Origin of the sequence: Myxococcus sp. CA023, assembly GCF_010998615.1 — a bacterium.
Classification (GTDB): domain Bacteria; phylum Myxococcota; class Myxococcia; order Myxococcales; family Myxococcaceae; genus Myxococcus.
The window spans coordinates 1-17,411 of record NZ_JAAEAH010000017.1 but is presented as its reverse complement, the minus strand read 5'-3'; the positions used below and the strand labels follow the sequence as shown (position 1 = coordinate 17,411).

Here is a 17,411-nt window from a genome sequence, read left to right as displayed (position 1 = left end):
ACAACGTGAGAGGTGGGTACGCGCATGAGCAACCTGAGTGCGAGCGAAATGAACACGGAGCTGGCGCAGCGGCTCCTGTCCATCTTCGAGCGGAGCAGGGACCGGAAGTACACGGCAGCCAAGGCGGCGAAGAAGAAGAAGCCGAAGCCCGCGGCCAGCGCCGCGGACGACGCCGACCACGTGGACGACAGCGCCCCGCCCCAGGGGGTGCTCGGCAAGGACAGCGACTACGCGCAGAACGGCTCTGACTACATCGCGTCCCTGGACGGGCGTGGCGTGTACCGCGTCTTCGACCACTCCTACCTGGATGAAATCCGGGACCTGGTGAAGCAGACCGCTGAGTTCCCCGGGGGGCCACCGGAGAACTTCAACCCGAGGGCCAAGGACAAGGACAAGAAGCCCGCGCTCCAGAAGTACCCGTACGCGTGGGAAGCACACCACATCCTCCCGGGCTCGGCGTTCTATTACGAATTGGAGGACGGCCCGGTCTTCACATACCGGCAGCTCCGCCTCATCCTCCAGTCCGACTACAACCTGAACCACGGCCACAACATCATCATGCTGCCGGACCAGGCCTGGGCTGTGCCTGTCCACGCGCTGCTGCAACATCCGGGCGACCATCCCAACTACACGCAGCAGGTGATGCGGGACATGAAAACCATCGCCCAAAAGCTTCAGAAGGCGATCGACTCTCAAAAAGAACACAAGGCTTTGATCGAGGATGTTTTTGACCAGTTGCACAAGCTGGAGAACAAATACTGGAAGCTCCTCGTTGCACTGAGCCGAGCAGTTGTGGCCTCGGTCACCGCAGGAAAGGAGTACAAGCACGCCCTTGTGCGCTATGCCCCGAAGGACAAGAAGGCCAAGAGCCGTTATGAGTGGGGCTCTCTCTATTAATTGAACCAATCATTCGAGATTTTTCGTGAAATACTTTGTCTTCAAGGTCATGGCGGAAGAGGCGGGCTACATCGAGAAGCTTCCGAATGGCAGCCCTACTGATTGGAAGTTCCACGAAGGCATCAGCCTTGCCAAAGATTTTCCAGTAGGCGGGGAAGTTTCGTTTTCAAAAAACTATCCCGACAATCGGAATCTCTATGACTTTCAACCCAATATCATGAGCAACCTGCTCGTCTCGGGACGCGCACGCAAGCTCATCGAGTCTCTCAGTGTCACCAACGCCGAGTGGCTTCCGGTCGCCATCAAGGATCATCAGGGCAAGGTCGTGGGTCCGGACTACGCCTTCCTCAATCTCCTGGGTGCCGAAGACGCCATCGACATGGAACGCTCGGAGTACGAGATGGACTCCCTTGAGAAAGACCAGATCGGGAATATTGATGAGTTGGCCCTGCAGACCAACGCCATCAGTCCCGACGCGAAGATGTTCCGCTGCACGAAAGAACGCCGTCTCATTCTCATCCGTGAAGACGTCCACGCTGCTTTCGAGCAAGCGGGCCTGACCGGTTTCAAGGTCTACGAAGCTGAAGGCTGGGACGGACTGGAGCTCTGACCCATCATGTTCGAAGCCAATTGCGTAGAAGAGCAGCCCGCCGACATCGTCGCTCGAGTCCTGACGGAACAGTCTCCATGCTTCGTCACCGCACGCGAGGGCGTCCGCGGAGTGCTTGTCCCCCTGGACGAGGTCTACACAGAGGTGCTGGAGGCGCATCCACGCATCATCAGCGCCCTGATGAAGGATCTGGTCCGTCCCGGTAAGGACATGGCCATGTACTGCGTCCAGGTCAGCCTGTCTGATGAAAAGGACGCCATCCGCTTCCTGGACGAGGAAGGAGAGCCGGTGCTCGCCCTGGTCGGTGCCATGCGCTTCCTGCGCTGGCTTGAGGAGGACGGCGAGGTCGACGAGGAATCATGAAGCACCGTCACCAGCGGCGGGTCCGGCATCTCATTCAGGATGGGGTTCGTCCGTGAAGTACTTCGTCTTCAAGGTCATGGCGGAAGAAGCTGGATTCATTGATGCCTATCCGCATGGAAGCCCAGCAGACTGGAAGTTCGAAAAAGGCATCAGTCTCGCCAAGGATTTTCCAAAGGGTGGCGAGGTTGCATTTTCCGATAACTACCCGGACGACCGGAACCTCTATGACTTCCAGCCGAACTTGATGAGTGACCTGCTCATCTCGGGACGTGCGCGTCAGTTCATCGAATCGCTCGGCATCACCAACGCCGAATGGCTTCCGGTAGTGGTCAAGGACCACGAAGGTGCAGTGGTCGGTCCCGACTACGCATTCCTCAACCTCCTCGGTGCCGAAGACGCCATCGATATGGCCCGCTCGGTCTATGAGATGAATCACATCTCCAAGGACCAAATCGGGCTTATCGAACAACTGGCCCTCAGTCCCGACAGAATCAGCCCTCATGCCAAGATGTTCCGATGCAGGACGTATCGTCGGCTCATCCTCGTTCGCGAAGACACCCTCGCGGCATTCCAACGCGCGGGACTGACAGGTTTCAGAACCTACGACGCCGAGGGATGGGACGGCGTGGAACTCTGAGAGCCCTTCGGGCCCAAGGAGACCGATACCCCATGAAATACTTCGTGTTCAAGGTCAGGGCAGAAGAGGCGGGTTTCATTGATGCCTATCATCGTGGAAGCCCCACCGAATGGAAGTTTGCTGAAGGCATCAGTCTCATCAATCAGTTTCCTGTCGGGGGTGAGACTTCCTTCTCCCCAAGCTATCCAGACGACAGGAACCTCTATGACTTCCAACCGAACCTGATGAGCGGCCTGCTTGTCTCAGGCCGCGCGCGCAAGCTCATCGAATCCCTGGAGGTCACCAACGCGGAATGGCTTCCTGTCGTGCTCAAGGACCATCAAGGCGCCGTTGTGGGTCCCGATTATGCCTTCCTCAATCTCCAGGGTGCCGAAGACGCCATCGATATGGAGCGGTCGATCTATAAAATGGACCATCTTGAGAAGGACCAGATTGGCCGCGTGAAGAAGCTGGCCCTGAAGTACGGCGCCATCTCCCCGCAGGCGAAGCTGTTCCGCTGCACCATGGAGCGCCGCCTCATCCTCATCCGAGAAGACGTGCACGCCGCCTTCGTCCAGGCAGGCCTCACCGGCTTCAAGGTCTACGCAGCCGAGGGTTGGAACGGCCTGGAGCTGTGAGGTGAATCACGGCGCGCTCCCCTGCTTCCTCGGAGGAGAGCACCAGCACCGACGACGTGGGCGCGTAACCTCGCGCCAGCCCCCGGAAGACCAACGCCGTGGCCACCGCTCCCGAGGCCACCCCTGTGTGTCCGAAGCTCTTGGCCGGCATCCACACCGCGCCTTGCTCGAAACGGGCGTCTGTCTCCCTTAGCCGGACCTGGAGCATCCCCCACTCGAAGGCGCGCGCGTATTGCCCGTCGTGGTCCGACACCATCAACGGCGCGGACGCGTCCTGTCCCAAGGGCCCCAAGGCCGCGAGGACCTGCCGCGCCAGTTCCTGCCCGTCCGGTGGCTGCTCCCCATCCAGCGGCGCCGCGTCGCGCCCCTGCGCCACCCGCACCACGGCCATGGCGGACTCCGCGGTTTCCTCGCGCGTGAGCAGCAAGGCCACCGCGGCCTCCCCCGCCATCAACCCCGTGGGCCGGCCCGGTGTCTTCAGGCGCTGCTGCTGGTGCAGCAACGTCAACGTCTCCGGGGAGATGAAGCTGTCCACCGCGCAGAAGAGCGCACGCTCTACCTTGGACGTCCGCAGGTCCTCTCCCGCCGCGGCCAGCGCCTGGGCGAAGGCCACGTTCCCCGTGGGGAACGCGCGCACCTGCCCCTTCCACGCGGGCCAGCCCAACGCCTGCCACGTCCCCTTCACCAGCCGGTCCACCAGCCGCGCGATGCGCTCGCGGGCGTCGTCCGGGTCTTCCTCGTAGGGGTCCTTCCCCGTCGTGAAGCCCCGTGCCTCCGGGTCGGGCAGCACCAGGTAGAGCCCCACACCGGGCCCCAGCGCCGCGACGTCCACCCACGTCCCCAGGTCCACCAGCGCTTCCGCCAACAGCGCCACCAGCCGCCCCACGCCCGAGAACCCCAGCGTGGATTCTCCCGCCGCGTGCACGGTGACGGGGCTCGGCGCCTCGTCGCCCTTCAGGAAGACCTCGAAGTCCGGCGCCGCCGAGGGCCAGGACATCCCCGCACGGAACGCCGCCGAGGCAGGCACCAGCCCACCCAGCGACGACGCCATTCCCATCGCCTGGACCCATCCCAACATGCGCGACACAACCTCCTACACCGGAGGGACAGCCTTTCACGGCACGATACAACGAGCCACCACCCTGGCTCGTCCCACGAGGCCAGGAGCGATACACTCCCGGGACGAGGAGCCATCCGCATGAGCGCGACCGTTGGCGTCAACAAGCTGTCTGTCGTCCACAAGGACACCGGAGGGACCACCATCGCCTTCCCGGACGTCTGCAAGACGCCCAGCCCCGCCGGTCCCGTGCCCATTCCCTACCCCAACGTCGCCATGTCCTCGGACACGGCGAAGGGCACGACGAAAGTCTCAGTGGATGGCAAGCCGGTGTGCGTCGAGGACTCGAACTTCAGCACCAGCACCGGCGACGAGGCGGGCACCGCGGGCGGTGGCGTCGTCTCCGGCAAGACGAAGGGCAAGGCCGAGTTCGTCAACTACTCCTTCGACGTGAAGTTCGAGGGCAAGAGCGTGGCGCGGACCTTCGACCTCATGCTCCACAACGACAAGAACACCCCGCCCGCACCGCTGCTCCAGGGGCCGGTCATCGCGCTCGGCAAGAGCGACACGAAGGCCAAGTGCCTCGTCTGTGAAAAGGAGCTGTGAGGCCCTTGTCGCCCCCCCGTCCAACGGTTCGCTGGGAGCTGCTGGAGCGCCACCTCGAGGAAGCCGAGTTCCTGTGGACGCAGTGGGAGCACGGCCTCTGGAGCCCAGAACTCACCCTGTCCTCGCTGGCCGAGGGCGATGAAGGGCGTCTGCGGGCCCACCTGGATGCACTCGTGCTGGGAGGCAGCGCCGCCGCCACCCGCTTGCTGCTCCCCGCGCTGACCTCCGAGGACCCCGCGCGCGTGGCCAGCGCGGCCTGGGCCCTGCTCTCCGCCGAGGACGCCGACTGGCGCGAGCCTGTGTTTCAACAGTTGGAGCAGGGGGCCGAAGAGACGCATCCGGGCCTCCTCCGCGCGCTGGAGCTGCTCGACCGGCCGGACCTCCACGCCCTGCTCCTGAAGAAGCTGCCGACGTTGCAGCCAACGCTCCAGGCGGGAGCGCTCCGGGTCGCGCGAGTCCGTCACCTCGACACGAGCGCCGCGCTCGAAAAGCTCGACTGGGAGGCCGACCCGGCGCTGCATGCCGAGGCACTTCGTGCCCTTCCCTTCGCTCCCAGGACGCGGACAGGGGATGCTCGGCTGTCACGCGCCCTGAGCCATGCCCATCCCACCGTGAGCACCGCCGCCCTGGAGACCGGGTTGCTGCTGGGCTCGCGTGAGGCCTGGGAGCACGCCCGGGGTTCCGCGTCGCGCGGCGCGCTCCTCGCGCTCGCCGTGGCGGGTGAGTCGAAGGACCTCACGGGCCTCCTCGCGCGCCTGAAGGATGGCTCCGCACCAGCGGAGGTCATCTGGGCGGTGGGCTTCAGTGGCAGGCTCCTGGCGGCTGAGGCGTTGCTGCCGCTGCTGCGCGATGAGGCCCAGGGCCCGCTGGCCGCGGCCTCCTTCGCCGCCATCACCGGACTCCCCATGGTGCCTCCTTTCCTCGTGGAGGTACCCGCCGACGAAGAGGAGGACGCGGAGGAGGAGGCCGAACCCGAGAAAGAGGACCTCCAGGCGTGGCTCCCCAGCCCCCGGGTGCTTCCCGGTGAGGTGGACGCCCAGGCCGTGGAGGCCTGGTGGACGCGGCGACGCGGCGGCTTCACGGAAGGCGCGCGTTTCATGAGGGGCACACCCCTCACCGTGGAGGTGCTGGTCAGGGCCCTGGAGACCGAGCCCATGAGACGGCGCCCCTCGCTCGCCTGGGAGGCGGCCCTGCGCGGCGGGGGCACGCTCCAGACGGAGTCCCGACAGTGGACGCGGGTGCAGCGCGAGCAGGCGCTTCCCCTGCGGGGGCAGCGCCCGGAATGGCTCGCCCGGGCAGGGAGCTGGCCGCAGGGCCGCCGAGGCGACACTCCCGCCTGATGGGGTAGAGGCCTGCCACCTCGGTGGATAGGGTGCATCCATGGCAACCTGGAGCCCCACCGCCTTCGCCCGCGGACTCGCGTCGCTGCGCGCCTTCGCCAACGCCGAGCCGGAGCTGTCCGCGAGCGCTCGTGCCGACTTTCCAACGACGTGGGACGACGAGCAGTTTCCCTGGATGAACGCCACCCTGATGGCGTGGACCCTCCATGGACAGGAAGACGCCGAGGGCCGCACCGCGGCGGACCGTCAGCTCCTCAGGGACGGGCAACGCCTGTCGCGCGCCGAGCGCGGCTTGCTGTCGGCCCTGGCCGCGTCCTGGTGCTCGGTGTTCGAGGTGGAGGAGGTACGGCTCGGCCAAGGACTGCGCTTGAGGGACCTCGTGCTCGACGAGGTGCTGGAGGTGAAGGAGCGCAGCCTCACCACGCAGGTGGCCCGCTACGACTTGATTGCGAGTTGGGTGATGCCCACCGAGGACCACCTGGAGTTGGTGGGAGGCATCGTCTCGATTCCCCGCCCCCTGCGTGAGCACGTCGTCGTCGCCGCGCGTCACGCGTTCGCCACCCTTCAGCCTCCGGCCGACGACGTGCCCGGCCGCCGCAAGCAGGCACGGCGGCTGGCGCCCTTTCTTTTCACGCGCGTGCTGGAGCTGCTCACCACCGAGCGGCCACTCCTCAACTTCGAGGACGAGCCGTTGCGCCTCTGCACCGCGCGCTTCCGCATCCGCCACCCGGCGAAGGTCGAAGAGAACCTGCGCCGGCACGACGGCTTCACCCGCGAGGGCAAGGGTCAATACAGCTGGGAAGGTCCTCGGGCGACGGTGTGGGGCGCCCTCACGGTGGAGGGCAAGGTGCTGGTCCTCACTACCCACTCCGCGCAGCGCCTGGAGAAGGGCAAGGCCCTGCTGGAGGAGTTGCTGGGCGCGGAGGCCGAGCACGAAGAGGACACGCTGGGGGCGGCGCAGTCCGTCCGAGGAGAGCCCGCGCGCTCCCTGCCAGACGACGCGCCCCCTCAGTTGGCGGACGAATTCGCGTTGATGCTCGCACAACGGGCCCGGGAGGAGTTGGCCCGGGGAATCCCCGCCTGGGGTGGAAGGAGCGCCAGCGACCTGGTGCGCTCCACCGAGGGCCGCGCCCAGGTGCTCGAATGGCTGAAGGACTGGGAGTCGCAGGTGTCTCACCTCTCCGACGCCGCGGACCTGCTCTGGGACGACCTCTACGCAGAGCTGGGTCTGTCGCGCGACGAGCGCATCCCGCTGACCCAGGTGTACAGCTCGAAGGAAGTCCCACGCCTCGAGCCCATCCGCGCGGAGCTCACCACCACCGAGCTCCCCGAGGACCTCTCTCTTGAACCTCTTCCTCGCCGCCGGGCCTTCCAGGATGCCGCCCAGCGGAAGCCTCGGCGCAAGCCCCCAGCGCCCGAGCTGGAACCAGGGGCCCTCTATGCCTTCAAGCTGGGCCCCATCGACGTCGGAGTGGACGGGCGCACCTCCGTCTACGTCGCGGTGACGTCCGAAGGTGAGGCGCTGCCACCCGTGTTCGGGCGCCGCGACGCGGAGGGCCTGGAAGGCCTGGCGAGGGGCAACGCCGGATTCAAGCGTTACTGCGAAAGCCGGCTGGCGCGTGCTGGAGCCGCCCACGGCTTCGCGTCGCGGCCCATGCCGGACTCCGTCACCCGGTTCCGGGCGGCGCTAGCACTCCAGTTGCACTGGGCCTCGGAGGAGCCGGGCTCGATGGTGATGCCAGAGATGACGGAGGCGCTCCTTGACGCCACGGCGGCGCTCATCCGCGCGGAGCCTTGGGAAGGCTGGACGAACGAAGAGGTCTTCACCGTGCACCTGGAGGGCACCGTGCGGGGCACCCGGGAGCTGTCCGTCATGGGGAATGGGGGCAGCGAGTTCGGCTTCGCCCTCTTCGACCGGGCCGGCTCCGTGGAGCGGATGAGCATGTCCGGCCTGCCGGGCGGCAACGTCGACGTGCTCATCCCGGACTCGCTGGGCGTGACGCTGGAGGACGAGCCGGACTGGGTGGTGAAGATGGTCAAGGACGTCACCGGCCTGCCCTTCGTCCCCGACGTGATGCGCGTCCAGCGCAACACACCGCGCCTGGGCAACGCCGAGGAGTTGGTGCTGGCGGCGGCGGTGGCCCGGGCGCTCGCCCTGGCACGTCCCGAGGAGCGCGAGGTGAACGTGGAGCTGAAGGTCGGAGACCTCCAGGTCCGGGTGCGGCTGGAAATCCCCCTACCGCTGCTGACGGGAAGCTACGTGGGAAAGCTCGACCTGCTGTCGCTGGCCACCCGGCGGCCCAAGGCAACCCACGCGCCCACGCGCTCAATCCCCACGAAGAAGGTCTCCGAGACGCTGCTCGAGTTCGCCAAACCCACCCTGGACGGCGTGGAGGACTCGGAGGACCCGCAGGCCGAGCTCTTCACCTGCCTGGCGCTGGCCCTGAGCGCGTGGAACGCCGTGGTGCAGGACACCTGGGAGCCGGAGAAGGGCTGGGTGGAGCGGGCGCGCGCCACGCTGAAACGGATGCCCCGAGACGTCCGGGAGCTGATGCTCCACGACTTCGAGCTGCTGGTGGAGCGCAAGCGGCGCCACTTCGCGGACGACCCCCGGCTGCTCGACGCGCTGGACATCGTCCAGCGGACGGATGACCTCGGCGTCCGCCTGGCCGGCGTGGTGACGCCAGGCGCCTGGCCCGAATTCGTGGGCGTGTAGGGCGAATGACGCGGCTCAGTCGCGCCGGCCCAGCGTGCGGTCCAGGTTGTAGGCGGAGCTGATGAGCGCCAGGTGGGTGAGCGCCTGCGGGAAGTTGCCCAGGGCCTCGCCGGACATGCCCGTCTGCTCCGCGTACAGGCCCACGTGGTTGGCGTAGCCCAGCATCCGCTCGAAGATGAGCCGCGCCTCCTCCAGCAAGTCGGGCCGGGCCACGCTGGCGCGCGTCATCGCCTCCACCAGCCAGAAGCTGCAGAGGTTGAAGGTGCCCTCGCTGCCGGCAATCCCATCCAGCGTGGCCTCCACGTCGTAGCGGAACACCAGCCCGTCCGACGCCAGGCCGCCTTGGGACGGCGGCTTGCGCATGACGTCCAGCGTCTGGAGCATGCGCGGGTCCACCGGGGACAGGAAGAACACCAGCGGCATCAGCAGATTCGCCGCGTCCAGCGCGTGGCCACCGTAGTACTGGACGAAGGCGCCCCGCTCCGGGTTCCAGCCCTTGTCCATGATGTCCTCGAAGATGGCGTCCCGCACCTTGTGCCAGCGGGCCCGGTCCGCCGGGAAGCTGCGCTTGTCCGCCAGCCGGATGGCCCGGTCCACCGCCACCCAGCACATCAGCTTCGAGTACACGAACTGCCGCTGCCCGCCCCTCACCTCCCAGATGCCCTCGTCCGGCAGCTCCCAGTTGTCACACACCCAGTCCACCAGCCGCCGCAAGTGCCTCCAGAAGTCATAGGAGATGGGGGCCGCGTACTTGTTGGACAGGTACACCGAGTCCATCAGCTCGCCGTAGATGTCGAGCTGCAACTGGTCCGCCGCCGCGTTGCCGATGCGCACCGGGCGCGCGCCGCCATAGCCCGACAGGTGCAGGAGTTCCTGCTCCTCGGGCACGCGCTTGCCGTCGATGCCGAACATCAGGGGCAGCGGCCCGTCGTCGTACTCCGCGCAGCGCGCCTCCACCCAGCGCATGAAGGCCGCCGCCTCCTGCTTGAAGCCGATGCGGAGGAACGCGTACACGGTGAAGGCCGCGTCGCGCAGCCAGCAGAAGCGATAGTCCCAGTTGCGCGTTCCGCCCGGTGACTCCGGCAGGCTGCAAGTGGGCGCCGCGACGATGGCGCCCGTGGGCGCGAAGGTCATCAGCTTGAGCGCCAGCGCCGAGCGCTGCACCGTCTCCCGCCACCGGCCCGTGTACTGGCAGCCCGACAGCCAGTGGCGCCAGTACTCCACCGTCTCCCGGAAGAGTTCCTCGGAGGACTCATGGTCGTGCACCACCGCCTCGCAGGACGTGCGCGCGCCCGGGTGCAGGGAGAAGACGGCGGACTGGTTCTCATGCAGGGTGAAGGACGCGGTGACGCCCCGCTCCGTCTTCTTCAGCTCAACCGACGAGGACAGCGTGAGCTGGAGCGTGTCGGAGGAGAAGGTGGCCCCGCTGTGGATGAGCTTCGTCTCGTGCGTATCCCGCGCGTAGTTGAAGGCCGGGAAGCACTCCATGCGGAAGACCATCTGTCCACGCACCACCCGCACGCGCCGGAGGATTTCCCGCTCCTCCTTCATCCCCTTCCTGCCCGACATGGGCATGAAGTCGACCAGCTCACCCACGCCATCCGGCGTGTAGAAGCGCGTCACCAACACGTTGGTGTCCGGCCAGTAGAACTGCCGCTTCATCACCCCATCGGGCTCCGGCGCGACGCTCCAGTGGCCTCCCTTCTCACGGTCCAACAGCGCGGCGAAGACACTGGGACTGTCGAAGTGCGGAAAACAAAACCAGTCGATGGTGCCCTCGCTGCCCACCAGCGCCACCGTCCGCAGGTCGCCGATGACGCCGTGGTCCTCGATGGCCACCGGCTGTCCCGTCACCGAAGCGCCGCCACTTCCCGTTGCCATGCGTCACTCCTTGTCGAAGGGGTCAGATGAAGCGGATGACGTCCTTGATGCCGCCGGACTTCTTGCCAGTGACGACGTCGCAGAAGTCCTCGGGCGAGTGCCTGGCGCAGATGAGCCGCTCCAGCCCCCCGGGCCAGCGGGCCTGGAAGTGCCGCAGGTCCTCCAGCGCCATGTCGAAGTCGACATCCGCCGCGTTCACCGTGCCCACCAGCACCTGGTTGCCCAGCACCATGTCCTTGAGCACCGGTGACACGTCGAAGGGCTCCTCCTTCGACGGCACACCCGTGAGGATGCAGACGCCGTTGGGGCCCAGCGCTTTCAGCGTCTCCAGCGCCGCCTTCGCCACGCCCGCGGCCTCGTAGATGACGTCCGCGGCGCCGACCCTGCGGACCAGCTCCTCTGGCCGCACCTCCTTCGAGGAGATGTAGGGCACGCCCAGCGCTTCCGATGCCTCGGCCTTCGCGTTGGGCTTGGGGCTGCGCGAATACACCGTGGTGGCATAACCCCGGCGCGCCAGCGCCATGGCGCCCAGCAGTCCCACCGGCCCCGCGCCCAGCACCACCGCGCGGCCCGGGCCGGCCTTCCAGGGCAACCGGTCCTGGAAGCGCTCCAGTTGGCGGACGGACTTCTCCGCGATGGTGAGCGGCTCGGTGAGCACCGCCACCTCGCGCAGCTCCGCGGGCACCCGGTGCAGGTAGGCCACGTCCTCCACGAAGGACTCGGCGCCGAAGCCGTGAGCGCCCTTGATTCCCCGCTCGGTGTAATCGCCGGTGATGCAGAAGTCCGGATGGCCCCCGCGGCACGGCGGGCAGGTGGCATGCGGGCACGGCCGGCGCACGCGTGGCACCACCCAGTCCCCGCGGCTCAAGCCCCGGACGGCCTCGCCCACCTCCACCACCTCCCCCAGACACTCGTGGCCCAGGATGAGGTGGTCCGAGCCCGGCGGCGGGGAGCCGTAGACGAACTCGATGATTTCCTTGTCCGTGCCACACACCCCGATTTCCCGCGTCCGCACCTTCACCTGCGTGGGGGACTGGATGCGAGGCTCGGGGGCGTCGGTGATGACACGCACCTCGCGCTTCTGGGGGAAGACGGCCACGGCCTTCATACGGCCTCCTTGCGATGCACGTCCCGGCACGCGGCCAGGCGCGGACCGGGACACGGTGATGCCTGCCGGGTACGACTGCTCGCTCAAGCACGGACCCGTGGCGGCACGGGCCCGCTGGTGAACAGCGCCCGCTCCCACGTTGCCCAGGGGTCAACGCTGTGCATGCACGAAACCGCTGCCCACCCGGCCCGCCCGGGTCTATGAGAAGAGGTGTGAGCGAGCCCCAGTCCTCCTACTCCGATGACGAGCCGCGCCGCAGCCGCACCACGGCCATTGCCGCGGCGGCGTGCGTGCTGCTCGCCCTGCCCTTCCTCGTGCTGGGCCCCTACCTGCTCAGCGCCAAGGCCCGCGTGGAGCTGCGGTGCCAGCCCGGCGGAGTGTGCCTGCTGTTCCATTCCAGCTGGCTCACCCGCGACGAAGTGGCCAGCTTCGCGATGAAGGATGTGCAGGGCGTCAAGGTGGACCGGACCCGCGCCGCCCGCCGCAACCGCGCGCCCATCTTCCGGCCCACGCTGGTGACGGCGCACGGCGAGTACCCCCTCTTCTTCCAGTGGGCCACCGACGAAGCGGAAGCCACGCGCGTGGAGGCGCAGTTGGAGCAGGCCTTCGCGAACCCCGGCGGAAAGACGGTGGAGTTCGTCCGGGATGACCGCAACGCCTCCCTGCGCGTGGGCGGCGCCTTCAGCGGCGTGGGCGTGCTGCTGCTCGTCTTCGCCGCGTGGCTGGGATTGCGAACGCGGACGCACCTGCGCACCGAACGGGCGAGCCGCGCCGCCTGAGCCCCCGGGACCTCAGTCCCCGGCGAGCAGCAGGACGCCGACGAAGCGGGCCAGCACGAAGCCCGTCGTGACGCAGAAGGCCGCGCCGAAGCGCTCCAGGTCGAACCGGAACTGCCAGTCCCACAGCTTCACCTTCTGGAAGCCGGCCACGACGGCGCCCACGACGAGGGGGGCCAGCAATCCCACGGTCCACGCCAGCCCCTCGTCGCCGATGAGGGGCTCGGCGGAGAGGGACAGGCTGCCCGCCCCCAGCAGCACGCCCAGGCCCAGCAGGAGCACCAGCCCGGCGGCGCCGAAGCGGCTCTTGTCCGAGTAGGTCGCCAGAACGCCCCGCATCAGCTCGATAAGCCCGTCCGCCAGCATGCCCCAATGTCTAAGACAGCCGGGCAGGCGATGAAAACACGCGCCTGCCGCGTCACTAGGTTCTACCGGGTGGGACAAAGGCCGTGGGCCCCGAGCCCCTCTCCGCGCGCAAAGCAGGCGAGCAGGCCAGGAAGCCCTCAACGGGCCCTTTGCCTGCTCCCCCTTCCCACTTGCACCTACGTGCCTAGTTTGTGGCCGATGCTGCGCGCCCTCCTTGGCCGTTGGAGAAGTTCCCTGCGCCTGCTCCAGCCGGCGCATGTCGGTGCGGAGCGCGCGAAAATCAGTGTCGCCCGGTTGGACCACGAGTACGCCAACAAGGTGGTCGCCTTGCAGAACGTGGACCTCAACGTCCGCTCGGGCGAATTCGTATGCCTGCTGGGCCCGTCCGGCTGCGGCAAGTCCACGCTGCTCTACGCGCTAGCGGGCCACGTGGTGCCCACGGGGGGCTCGGTGTCCATCGACCGGCAGCCCATCCACGGGCCCGGGCCGGACCGGCTGCTGATGTTCCAGGAAGCCGCCCTGTTCCCGTGGCTCACCGTGCGCGGCAACATCACCTTCGCGCTGGCTGCCCGGGGCGTGCCCCGCGCCGAGCGCCGCGAGCGGGCGGACACCTATATCCAGCGGGTGCATCTGGGCGGCTTCGAGGACACGCTGCCCCATCAGCTGTCCGGGGGTATGAAGATGCGGGCCTCGCTCGCTCGCGCGCTGGCGGTGGACCCGGCCGTGCTGCTGATGGACGAGCCCTTCGGCTCGCTGGACGCGCAGACGCGCATCCACATGCAGGAGCTCCTCCAGTCCATCTGGGTGCGCACGGGCAAGACGGTGGTGTTCGTCACCCATGACGTCCATGAAGCGCTGATGCTGGGCACCCGCGTGGTGCTGATGGCGCCCCGGCCGGGACGCGTGGTGCGGGATTTGGAAGTCCACCTGCCCATGCCGCGCCAGCCGGAGGACGCGGCGCTCAATGAAATGGTGCGGCACGTCGGCCGCCTGCTGCGTGAAGTGGAGGGCCGCGCCCACACACGCTCGCTCCAGCCAGCGCCCACCCGGGCCCCCGCCCAGCCCGTGCTCCGTCCGCAGGTGATTCCCGGCCCGTAGAGGTGCGTCATGAAACACCATGCCCAGAAGCTGCTGGTGCTCGCGTTGCTGATTGGCCTCTGGGAGCTGGTGGCCCGGATGGGCGTCTGGTCTCCCCACCTGCTGCCCCGGCCCCTGACGGTGGCCCAGAGCCTGGTGGCCATGGTCGCCGACGGGCGCCTGGTGGGCGCGGCGGGACGCTCCCTGGGGCGACTGCTGCGCGCCTACCTGATGTCGGTGACCCTGGGCGTCCCCCTGGGCCTGCTGATTTCCCGCATCCCCTTCTTCCGCAACGCCGTGAAGCCGGTGGTGATGGGGCTGCAGGCGCTGCCATCCATCTGCTGGCTGCCGCTGGCGCTGCTGTGGTTCGGGCTGACGGACGGCGCCATCCTCTTCGTCGTCGTCATGGGCAGTGTGCTGGGCATCGCCATCGCCACCGAGGACAGCGTCAACGGCGTGGACCCGCAGCTCACCCGCGTGGCCAGCACCCTGGGCGTGCGAGGCCTGCGCTTCCATTTCGGCGTGCTGCTGCCCGCGGCCCTGCCCGGCATCGTCACCGGCCTGAAGCTGGGATGGAGCTTCGCCTGGCGTGCGCTGCTGGCCGGTGAGCTGCTCTTCGTCTCCGGCGGCCTGGGGCAGTTGCTCACGGTGGGCCGCGAGCTGATGGACGTGCCCCAGGTCATGGCCGTCATGGTGGCCATCGTCATCATCGGCACCGCGGTGGACCGTGTCCTCTTCCAGACGGTGGAGGTGCGGCTGCGGCGGCGCTGGGGGCTGACGGCGACGACGTGAGGCCCACGGCCGTGTGGCGCCTGACGCTTGGATTCGGCGGGCGTTGAAATCCCGCCGCCGCGTCACACCTTCAGCGGCCATGCGTGTCTTCCGCTCCCTGTTGCCCGTGGTGGTCGCTGGACTGGCGGTGCTCGGCGCGGGCTGCAAGCGCGAGTCCGCCGCGCGCGGCCCCGACGCGCCGCTGCGCCTGGGCTTCTTCCCCAACATCACCCACGCCCAGGCCCTGGTGGGCAACGCGGAGGGCACGTTCGCCTCGCAGCCGGGTGTGGGCCGCCTGGAGGTGATGCAGTTCAACGCGGGCCCCGCCGCCATGGAGGCGCTGGTGGCCGGTTCGCTGGACGTGTCCTACGTGGGCAGCGGTCCGGCCATCAACACGTTCCTCAAGGCCGGGCGCGAGCTGCGCGTCATCGCAGGCGCGGTGAACAACGGCGCGGTGCTGGTGGTGCGCACGGTGAAGACGCCCGCGGAGCTCAAGGGCAAGAAGCTGGCGTCGCCGCAGCTGGGCAACACGCAGGACATCGCCCTGCGCTACTGGCTCAAGCAGCAAGGGCTGACGACGCGCCTGGACGGCACCGGGGACGTGCAAATCTTCCCGCTGAGCAACCCGGACATCCTGGGCCAGTTCCTGCGCGGCGGCATTGAGGGCGCCTGGGTACCGGAGCCCTGGGGCGCGCGCCTGGTGGCCGAGGGCAAGGGCCGCATCCTGGTGAATGAGAAGGACTTGTGGCCCGGCGGGCGCTTTCCCACCACGGTGCTGGTGACGACACGACAGGTGATGGAGACGCAGCGCCCGCGCGTGGTCGCCCTGCTGCGCGCGCACCTGCGACTCACCAAGCGCTGGCAAGAGGACCCGGCTGGCTTCACCACCGCGGCCAACGCCGCCTTCGGCCGCCTCACGAGCAAGCCCCTGCCCGCCGGCATCCTCCAGCAGGCCTTCTCCCGGCTGGAGCCCAGCCTGGACCCGGTGCCGCAGGCGCTCGCCACCGCGGCCGAGCACGCGAAGACGCTGGGCTTCATCACCGACGCCAACATCGACGGACTGGTGGACCTGAGCCTCCTGGACGAGGCACGAGCGAGCGCCGCGAAGTGATGACGATGGAACACAGCTCGGGTGACGCGGGCTCGAGGCCGGGGGAGGATGCGCGCCCATGAAGATGGAGCGTGTAGAGGAGACGCTGGAGCGCATCCGGTTGGAGGCCGAGCGCGCCCCCGGCGGGGTGCTGGCCTTCGACGGCGATGGCACGCTGTGGAGCGGGGACGTCGGAGACGACCTGTTCCTGGCCCTGCTGGAGCACGGCGACATCCGCCCGGAAGCGCACGCCGCCCTGGAGCGGCTGGCCACCGCACATGGCTTCGAGAAGGGCCTGCCCGCGCGCGAGCTGGCACACCAGCTCTTCGCCGCCTTCGAGGCGGGGCGGATTCCGGAGAAGGACATCTACGAGATGGTGGCGTGGCTCTTCGCCGGTTGGCGCGTGGACGCGGTGCGCGCCTTCGCGAAGGACGTGGTGGCCCGCCACGCAGTCAAACAGCGCATCCACCCGGAGAGCCGCCGCGTCGTCGAGTGGGCCCGCGGCCAGGGCATCCCTTGCTACGTGGTCAGCGCCTCGCCGCTCGCCGTCGTGGAGGCCGCCGTTCATGAAGTGGGGCTGGACCCCTTGAATGTGCTGGCCTGCACGCCGCGCACGGAGGATGGGACGGTGCTGGCCGGCATCATCGAGCCCATTCCCTACGCGGCCGGGAAGGTGCATTGCCTGCGCTCGCGCACGTCCCAGCCGCTCTACGCGGCCTTCGGGGACAACGTGTTCGACCTGGAGTTGCTGGCGGTCTCTCGCGTGCCGGTAGCCATCCGGCCCAAGCCGCGGCTCCGGGCGAGGGCAGCGGAACTGCCCTCGCTCGTCCAACTCCATCCGGAGGACTGACGCGCGTCAGTCCTTCGGCTGCACCTCGCCGGCGAGCGCCAGCGCCACGTTCTCCGTGGTGTTCTCCACCTGGTAGACGGCCACCACGTGCTGGCCCTTCTCCGGCTGCTTGCGGATGCGCAGCGCGCTCAGGTCCAGGGGCACCACGGCGCCGGGCTCCGTCTCCAGGTAGAGCATCTGCCCGTTGAGCTTCAGCACCTTGCCGGACAGGCGCTTCACCTCGTCCTGGTCGGGCGTCACCTCGCGGATGGGCATGCCCACGCCGTTGGCCTGGGGGCCCACTTCCAGGAGGCGCTGGCTGCCGCTGTTGGAGCGGTCGATGGACATGGTCACGCCGAAGTTGTTGAAGTTCCGGTCGAGGCCCTCCTGTCTGGGCACATTGCCAGCGCCGGAGCCGTCATCCGGGGAGCTGACGGGTTCACGGGCCAGGACAGCCACCGGTACCATCAGCGCCGCCACGGCGGCGGCCCGCCAGTTCCCAGCGTGCATTCGTTTCATGGGTCCTCCTCCTGGAGGGGCCGTGAGCCCCCCGTTGCCGACAAGCTAGGCCCTGCCCCGAGGTCCCAGCCCTGTGGACGGAACGTTCCGTCGCACCAAGGGCCGTGCGCCATGCGGCGCGCCGGGCCCTCAACCGCGGGCCCGCCCCTCC

At 68.1% G+C, this 17,411-nt stretch carries 18 protein-coding genes; 13 read left to right on the top strand and 5 right to left on the bottom strand.

The window, feature by feature from the left end:
- Positions 1 to 24: 24 nt before the first annotated feature.
- The 5 genes from F8M74_RS09760 to F8M74_RS09740 are packed head-to-tail and all read left to right on the top strand — an operon-like array spanning position 25 to position 3,124.
- The gene (locus F8M74_RS09760) at positions 25 to 897 is read left to right on the top strand and encodes an AHH domain-containing protein (protein WP_171410500.1); all 873 of its coding nucleotides are present in this window, start codon (positions 25 to 27) and stop codon (positions 895 to 897) included.
- A 25-nt stretch (positions 898 to 922) separates the two neighbouring features.
- The gene (locus tag F8M74_RS09755) at positions 923 to 1,507 is read left to right on the top strand and encodes a DUF1629 domain-containing protein (protein WP_141256663.1); all 585 of its coding nucleotides are present in this window, start codon (positions 923 to 925) and stop codon (positions 1,505 to 1,507) included.
- A gap of 6 nt (positions 1,508 to 1,513) precedes the next feature.
- Complete coding sequence (locus tag F8M74_RS09750) at positions 1,514 to 1,870, top strand: hypothetical protein (protein ID WP_141256662.1); 357 nt, start codon at positions 1,514 to 1,516, stop codon at positions 1,868 to 1,870.
- Between the two features lie 52 nt (positions 1,871 to 1,922).
- Positions 1,923 to 2,507, top strand: coding sequence for a DUF1629 domain-containing protein (locus tag F8M74_RS09745; protein ID WP_228559666.1), 585 nt, complete (start codon positions 1,923 to 1,925; stop codon positions 2,505 to 2,507).
- A gap of 32 nt (positions 2,508 to 2,539) precedes the next feature.
- Positions 2,540 to 3,124, top strand: a complete 585-nt coding sequence (locus tag F8M74_RS09740; protein WP_141256660.1) for a DUF1629 domain-containing protein — start codon at positions 2,540 to 2,542, stop codon at positions 3,122 to 3,124.
- On the opposite strand, the gene F8M74_RS09735 is transcribed toward F8M74_RS09740, so the two are convergent.
- Positions 3,081 to 4,202 carry a hypothetical protein gene (locus F8M74_RS09735; protein WP_171410501.1) on the bottom strand — a complete coding sequence of 374 codons (1,122 nt, stop codon included), beginning with the start codon at positions 4,200 to 4,202 and terminating at the stop codon, positions 3,081 to 3,083. The genes F8M74_RS09740 and F8M74_RS09735 overlap by 44 nt on opposite strands.
- A gap of 120 nt (positions 4,203 to 4,322) precedes the next feature.
- Here F8M74_RS09735 and F8M74_RS09730 point away from each other — a divergent pair, with 120 nt between their 5' ends.
- From F8M74_RS09730 to F8M74_RS09720, 3 genes are read left to right on the top strand one after another with little or no spacing between them, the layout of a single operon-like run.
- Positions 4,323 to 4,787, top strand: coding sequence for a DUF4150 domain-containing protein (locus F8M74_RS09730; RefSeq protein WP_011550193.1), 465 nt, complete (start codon positions 4,323 to 4,325; stop codon positions 4,785 to 4,787).
- The gene (locus tag F8M74_RS09725) at positions 4,784 to 6,127 is read left to right on the top strand and encodes a TIGR02270 family protein (protein ID WP_141256658.1); all 1,344 of its coding nucleotides are present in this window, start codon (positions 4,784 to 4,786) and stop codon (positions 6,125 to 6,127) included. Before F8M74_RS09730 ends, F8M74_RS09725 begins: the two co-directional genes overlap by 4 nt.
- Positions 6,128 to 6,167: 40 nt before the next feature.
- Positions 6,168 to 8,843, top strand: a complete 2,676-nt coding sequence (locus tag F8M74_RS09720; RefSeq protein ID WP_141256657.1) for a hypothetical protein — start codon at positions 6,168 to 6,170, stop codon at positions 8,841 to 8,843.
- A 15-nt stretch (positions 8,844 to 8,858) separates the two neighbouring features.
- Here the strand turns inward: F8M74_RS09720 and F8M74_RS09715 are convergent, their stop codons facing one another.
- Complete coding sequence (locus F8M74_RS09715) at positions 8,859 to 10,724, bottom strand: glycoside hydrolase family 15 protein (protein ID WP_141256656.1); 1,866 nt, start codon at positions 10,722 to 10,724, stop codon at positions 8,859 to 8,861.
- Positions 10,725 to 10,746: 22 nt separating this feature from the next.
- Positions 10,747 to 11,832: a glucose 1-dehydrogenase gene (locus tag F8M74_RS09710; protein WP_141256655.1), complete on the bottom strand. Its 1,086-nt coding sequence runs from the start codon at positions 11,830 to 11,832 to the stop codon at positions 10,747 to 10,749.
- Between the two features lie 212 nt (positions 11,833 to 12,044).
- Here F8M74_RS09710 and F8M74_RS09705 point away from each other — a divergent pair, with 212 nt between their 5' ends.
- On the top strand, positions 12,045 to 12,611 hold the full coding sequence (locus tag F8M74_RS09705; RefSeq protein WP_141280030.1) for a hypothetical protein: 567 nt from the start codon (positions 12,045 to 12,047) through the stop codon (positions 12,609 to 12,611).
- Between the two features lie 12 nt (positions 12,612 to 12,623).
- On the opposite strand, the gene F8M74_RS09700 is transcribed toward F8M74_RS09705, so the two are convergent.
- Positions 12,624 to 12,974 (bottom strand): hypothetical protein, encoded by a 351-nt coding sequence (locus F8M74_RS09700; RefSeq protein WP_141256653.1) that lies wholly within the window; start codon positions 12,972 to 12,974, stop codon positions 12,624 to 12,626.
- A 198-nt stretch (positions 12,975 to 13,172) separates the two neighbouring features.
- Between F8M74_RS09700 and F8M74_RS09695 the strand changes: the two genes are divergently transcribed.
- The 4 genes from F8M74_RS09695 to F8M74_RS09680 all read left to right on the top strand — a co-directional run bounded on the left by F8M74_RS09695 (position 13,173) and on the right by F8M74_RS09680 (position 16,762).
- On the top strand, positions 13,173 to 14,072 hold the full coding sequence (locus F8M74_RS09695) for an ABC transporter ATP-binding protein (RefSeq protein ID WP_141256652.1): 900 nt from the start codon (positions 13,173 to 13,175) through the stop codon (positions 14,070 to 14,072).
- A gap of 9 nt (positions 14,073 to 14,081) precedes the next feature.
- The gene (locus F8M74_RS09690; protein WP_141256651.1) at positions 14,082 to 14,843 is read left to right on the top strand and encodes an ABC transporter permease; all 762 of its coding nucleotides are present in this window, start codon (positions 14,082 to 14,084) and stop codon (positions 14,841 to 14,843) included.
- A gap of 79 nt (positions 14,844 to 14,922) precedes the next feature.
- Positions 14,923 to 15,933, top strand: coding sequence for an ABC transporter substrate-binding protein (locus tag F8M74_RS09685; RefSeq protein ID WP_141256650.1), 1,011 nt, complete (start codon positions 14,923 to 14,925; stop codon positions 15,931 to 15,933).
- Positions 15,934 to 15,991: 58 nt separating this feature from the next.
- On the top strand, positions 15,992 to 16,762 hold the full coding sequence (locus F8M74_RS09680) for an HAD family phosphatase (protein WP_141256649.1): 771 nt from the start codon (positions 15,992 to 15,994) through the stop codon (positions 16,760 to 16,762).
- A 6-nt stretch (positions 16,763 to 16,768) separates the two neighbouring features.
- Here F8M74_RS09680 and F8M74_RS09675 read toward each other — a convergent pair whose 3' ends face one another.
- Positions 16,769 to 17,260 (bottom strand): hypothetical protein, encoded by a 492-nt coding sequence (locus tag F8M74_RS09675; RefSeq protein ID WP_140786526.1) that lies wholly within the window; start codon positions 17,258 to 17,260, stop codon positions 16,769 to 16,771.
- Between the last annotated feature and the right edge of the window lie 151 nt (positions 17,261 to 17,411).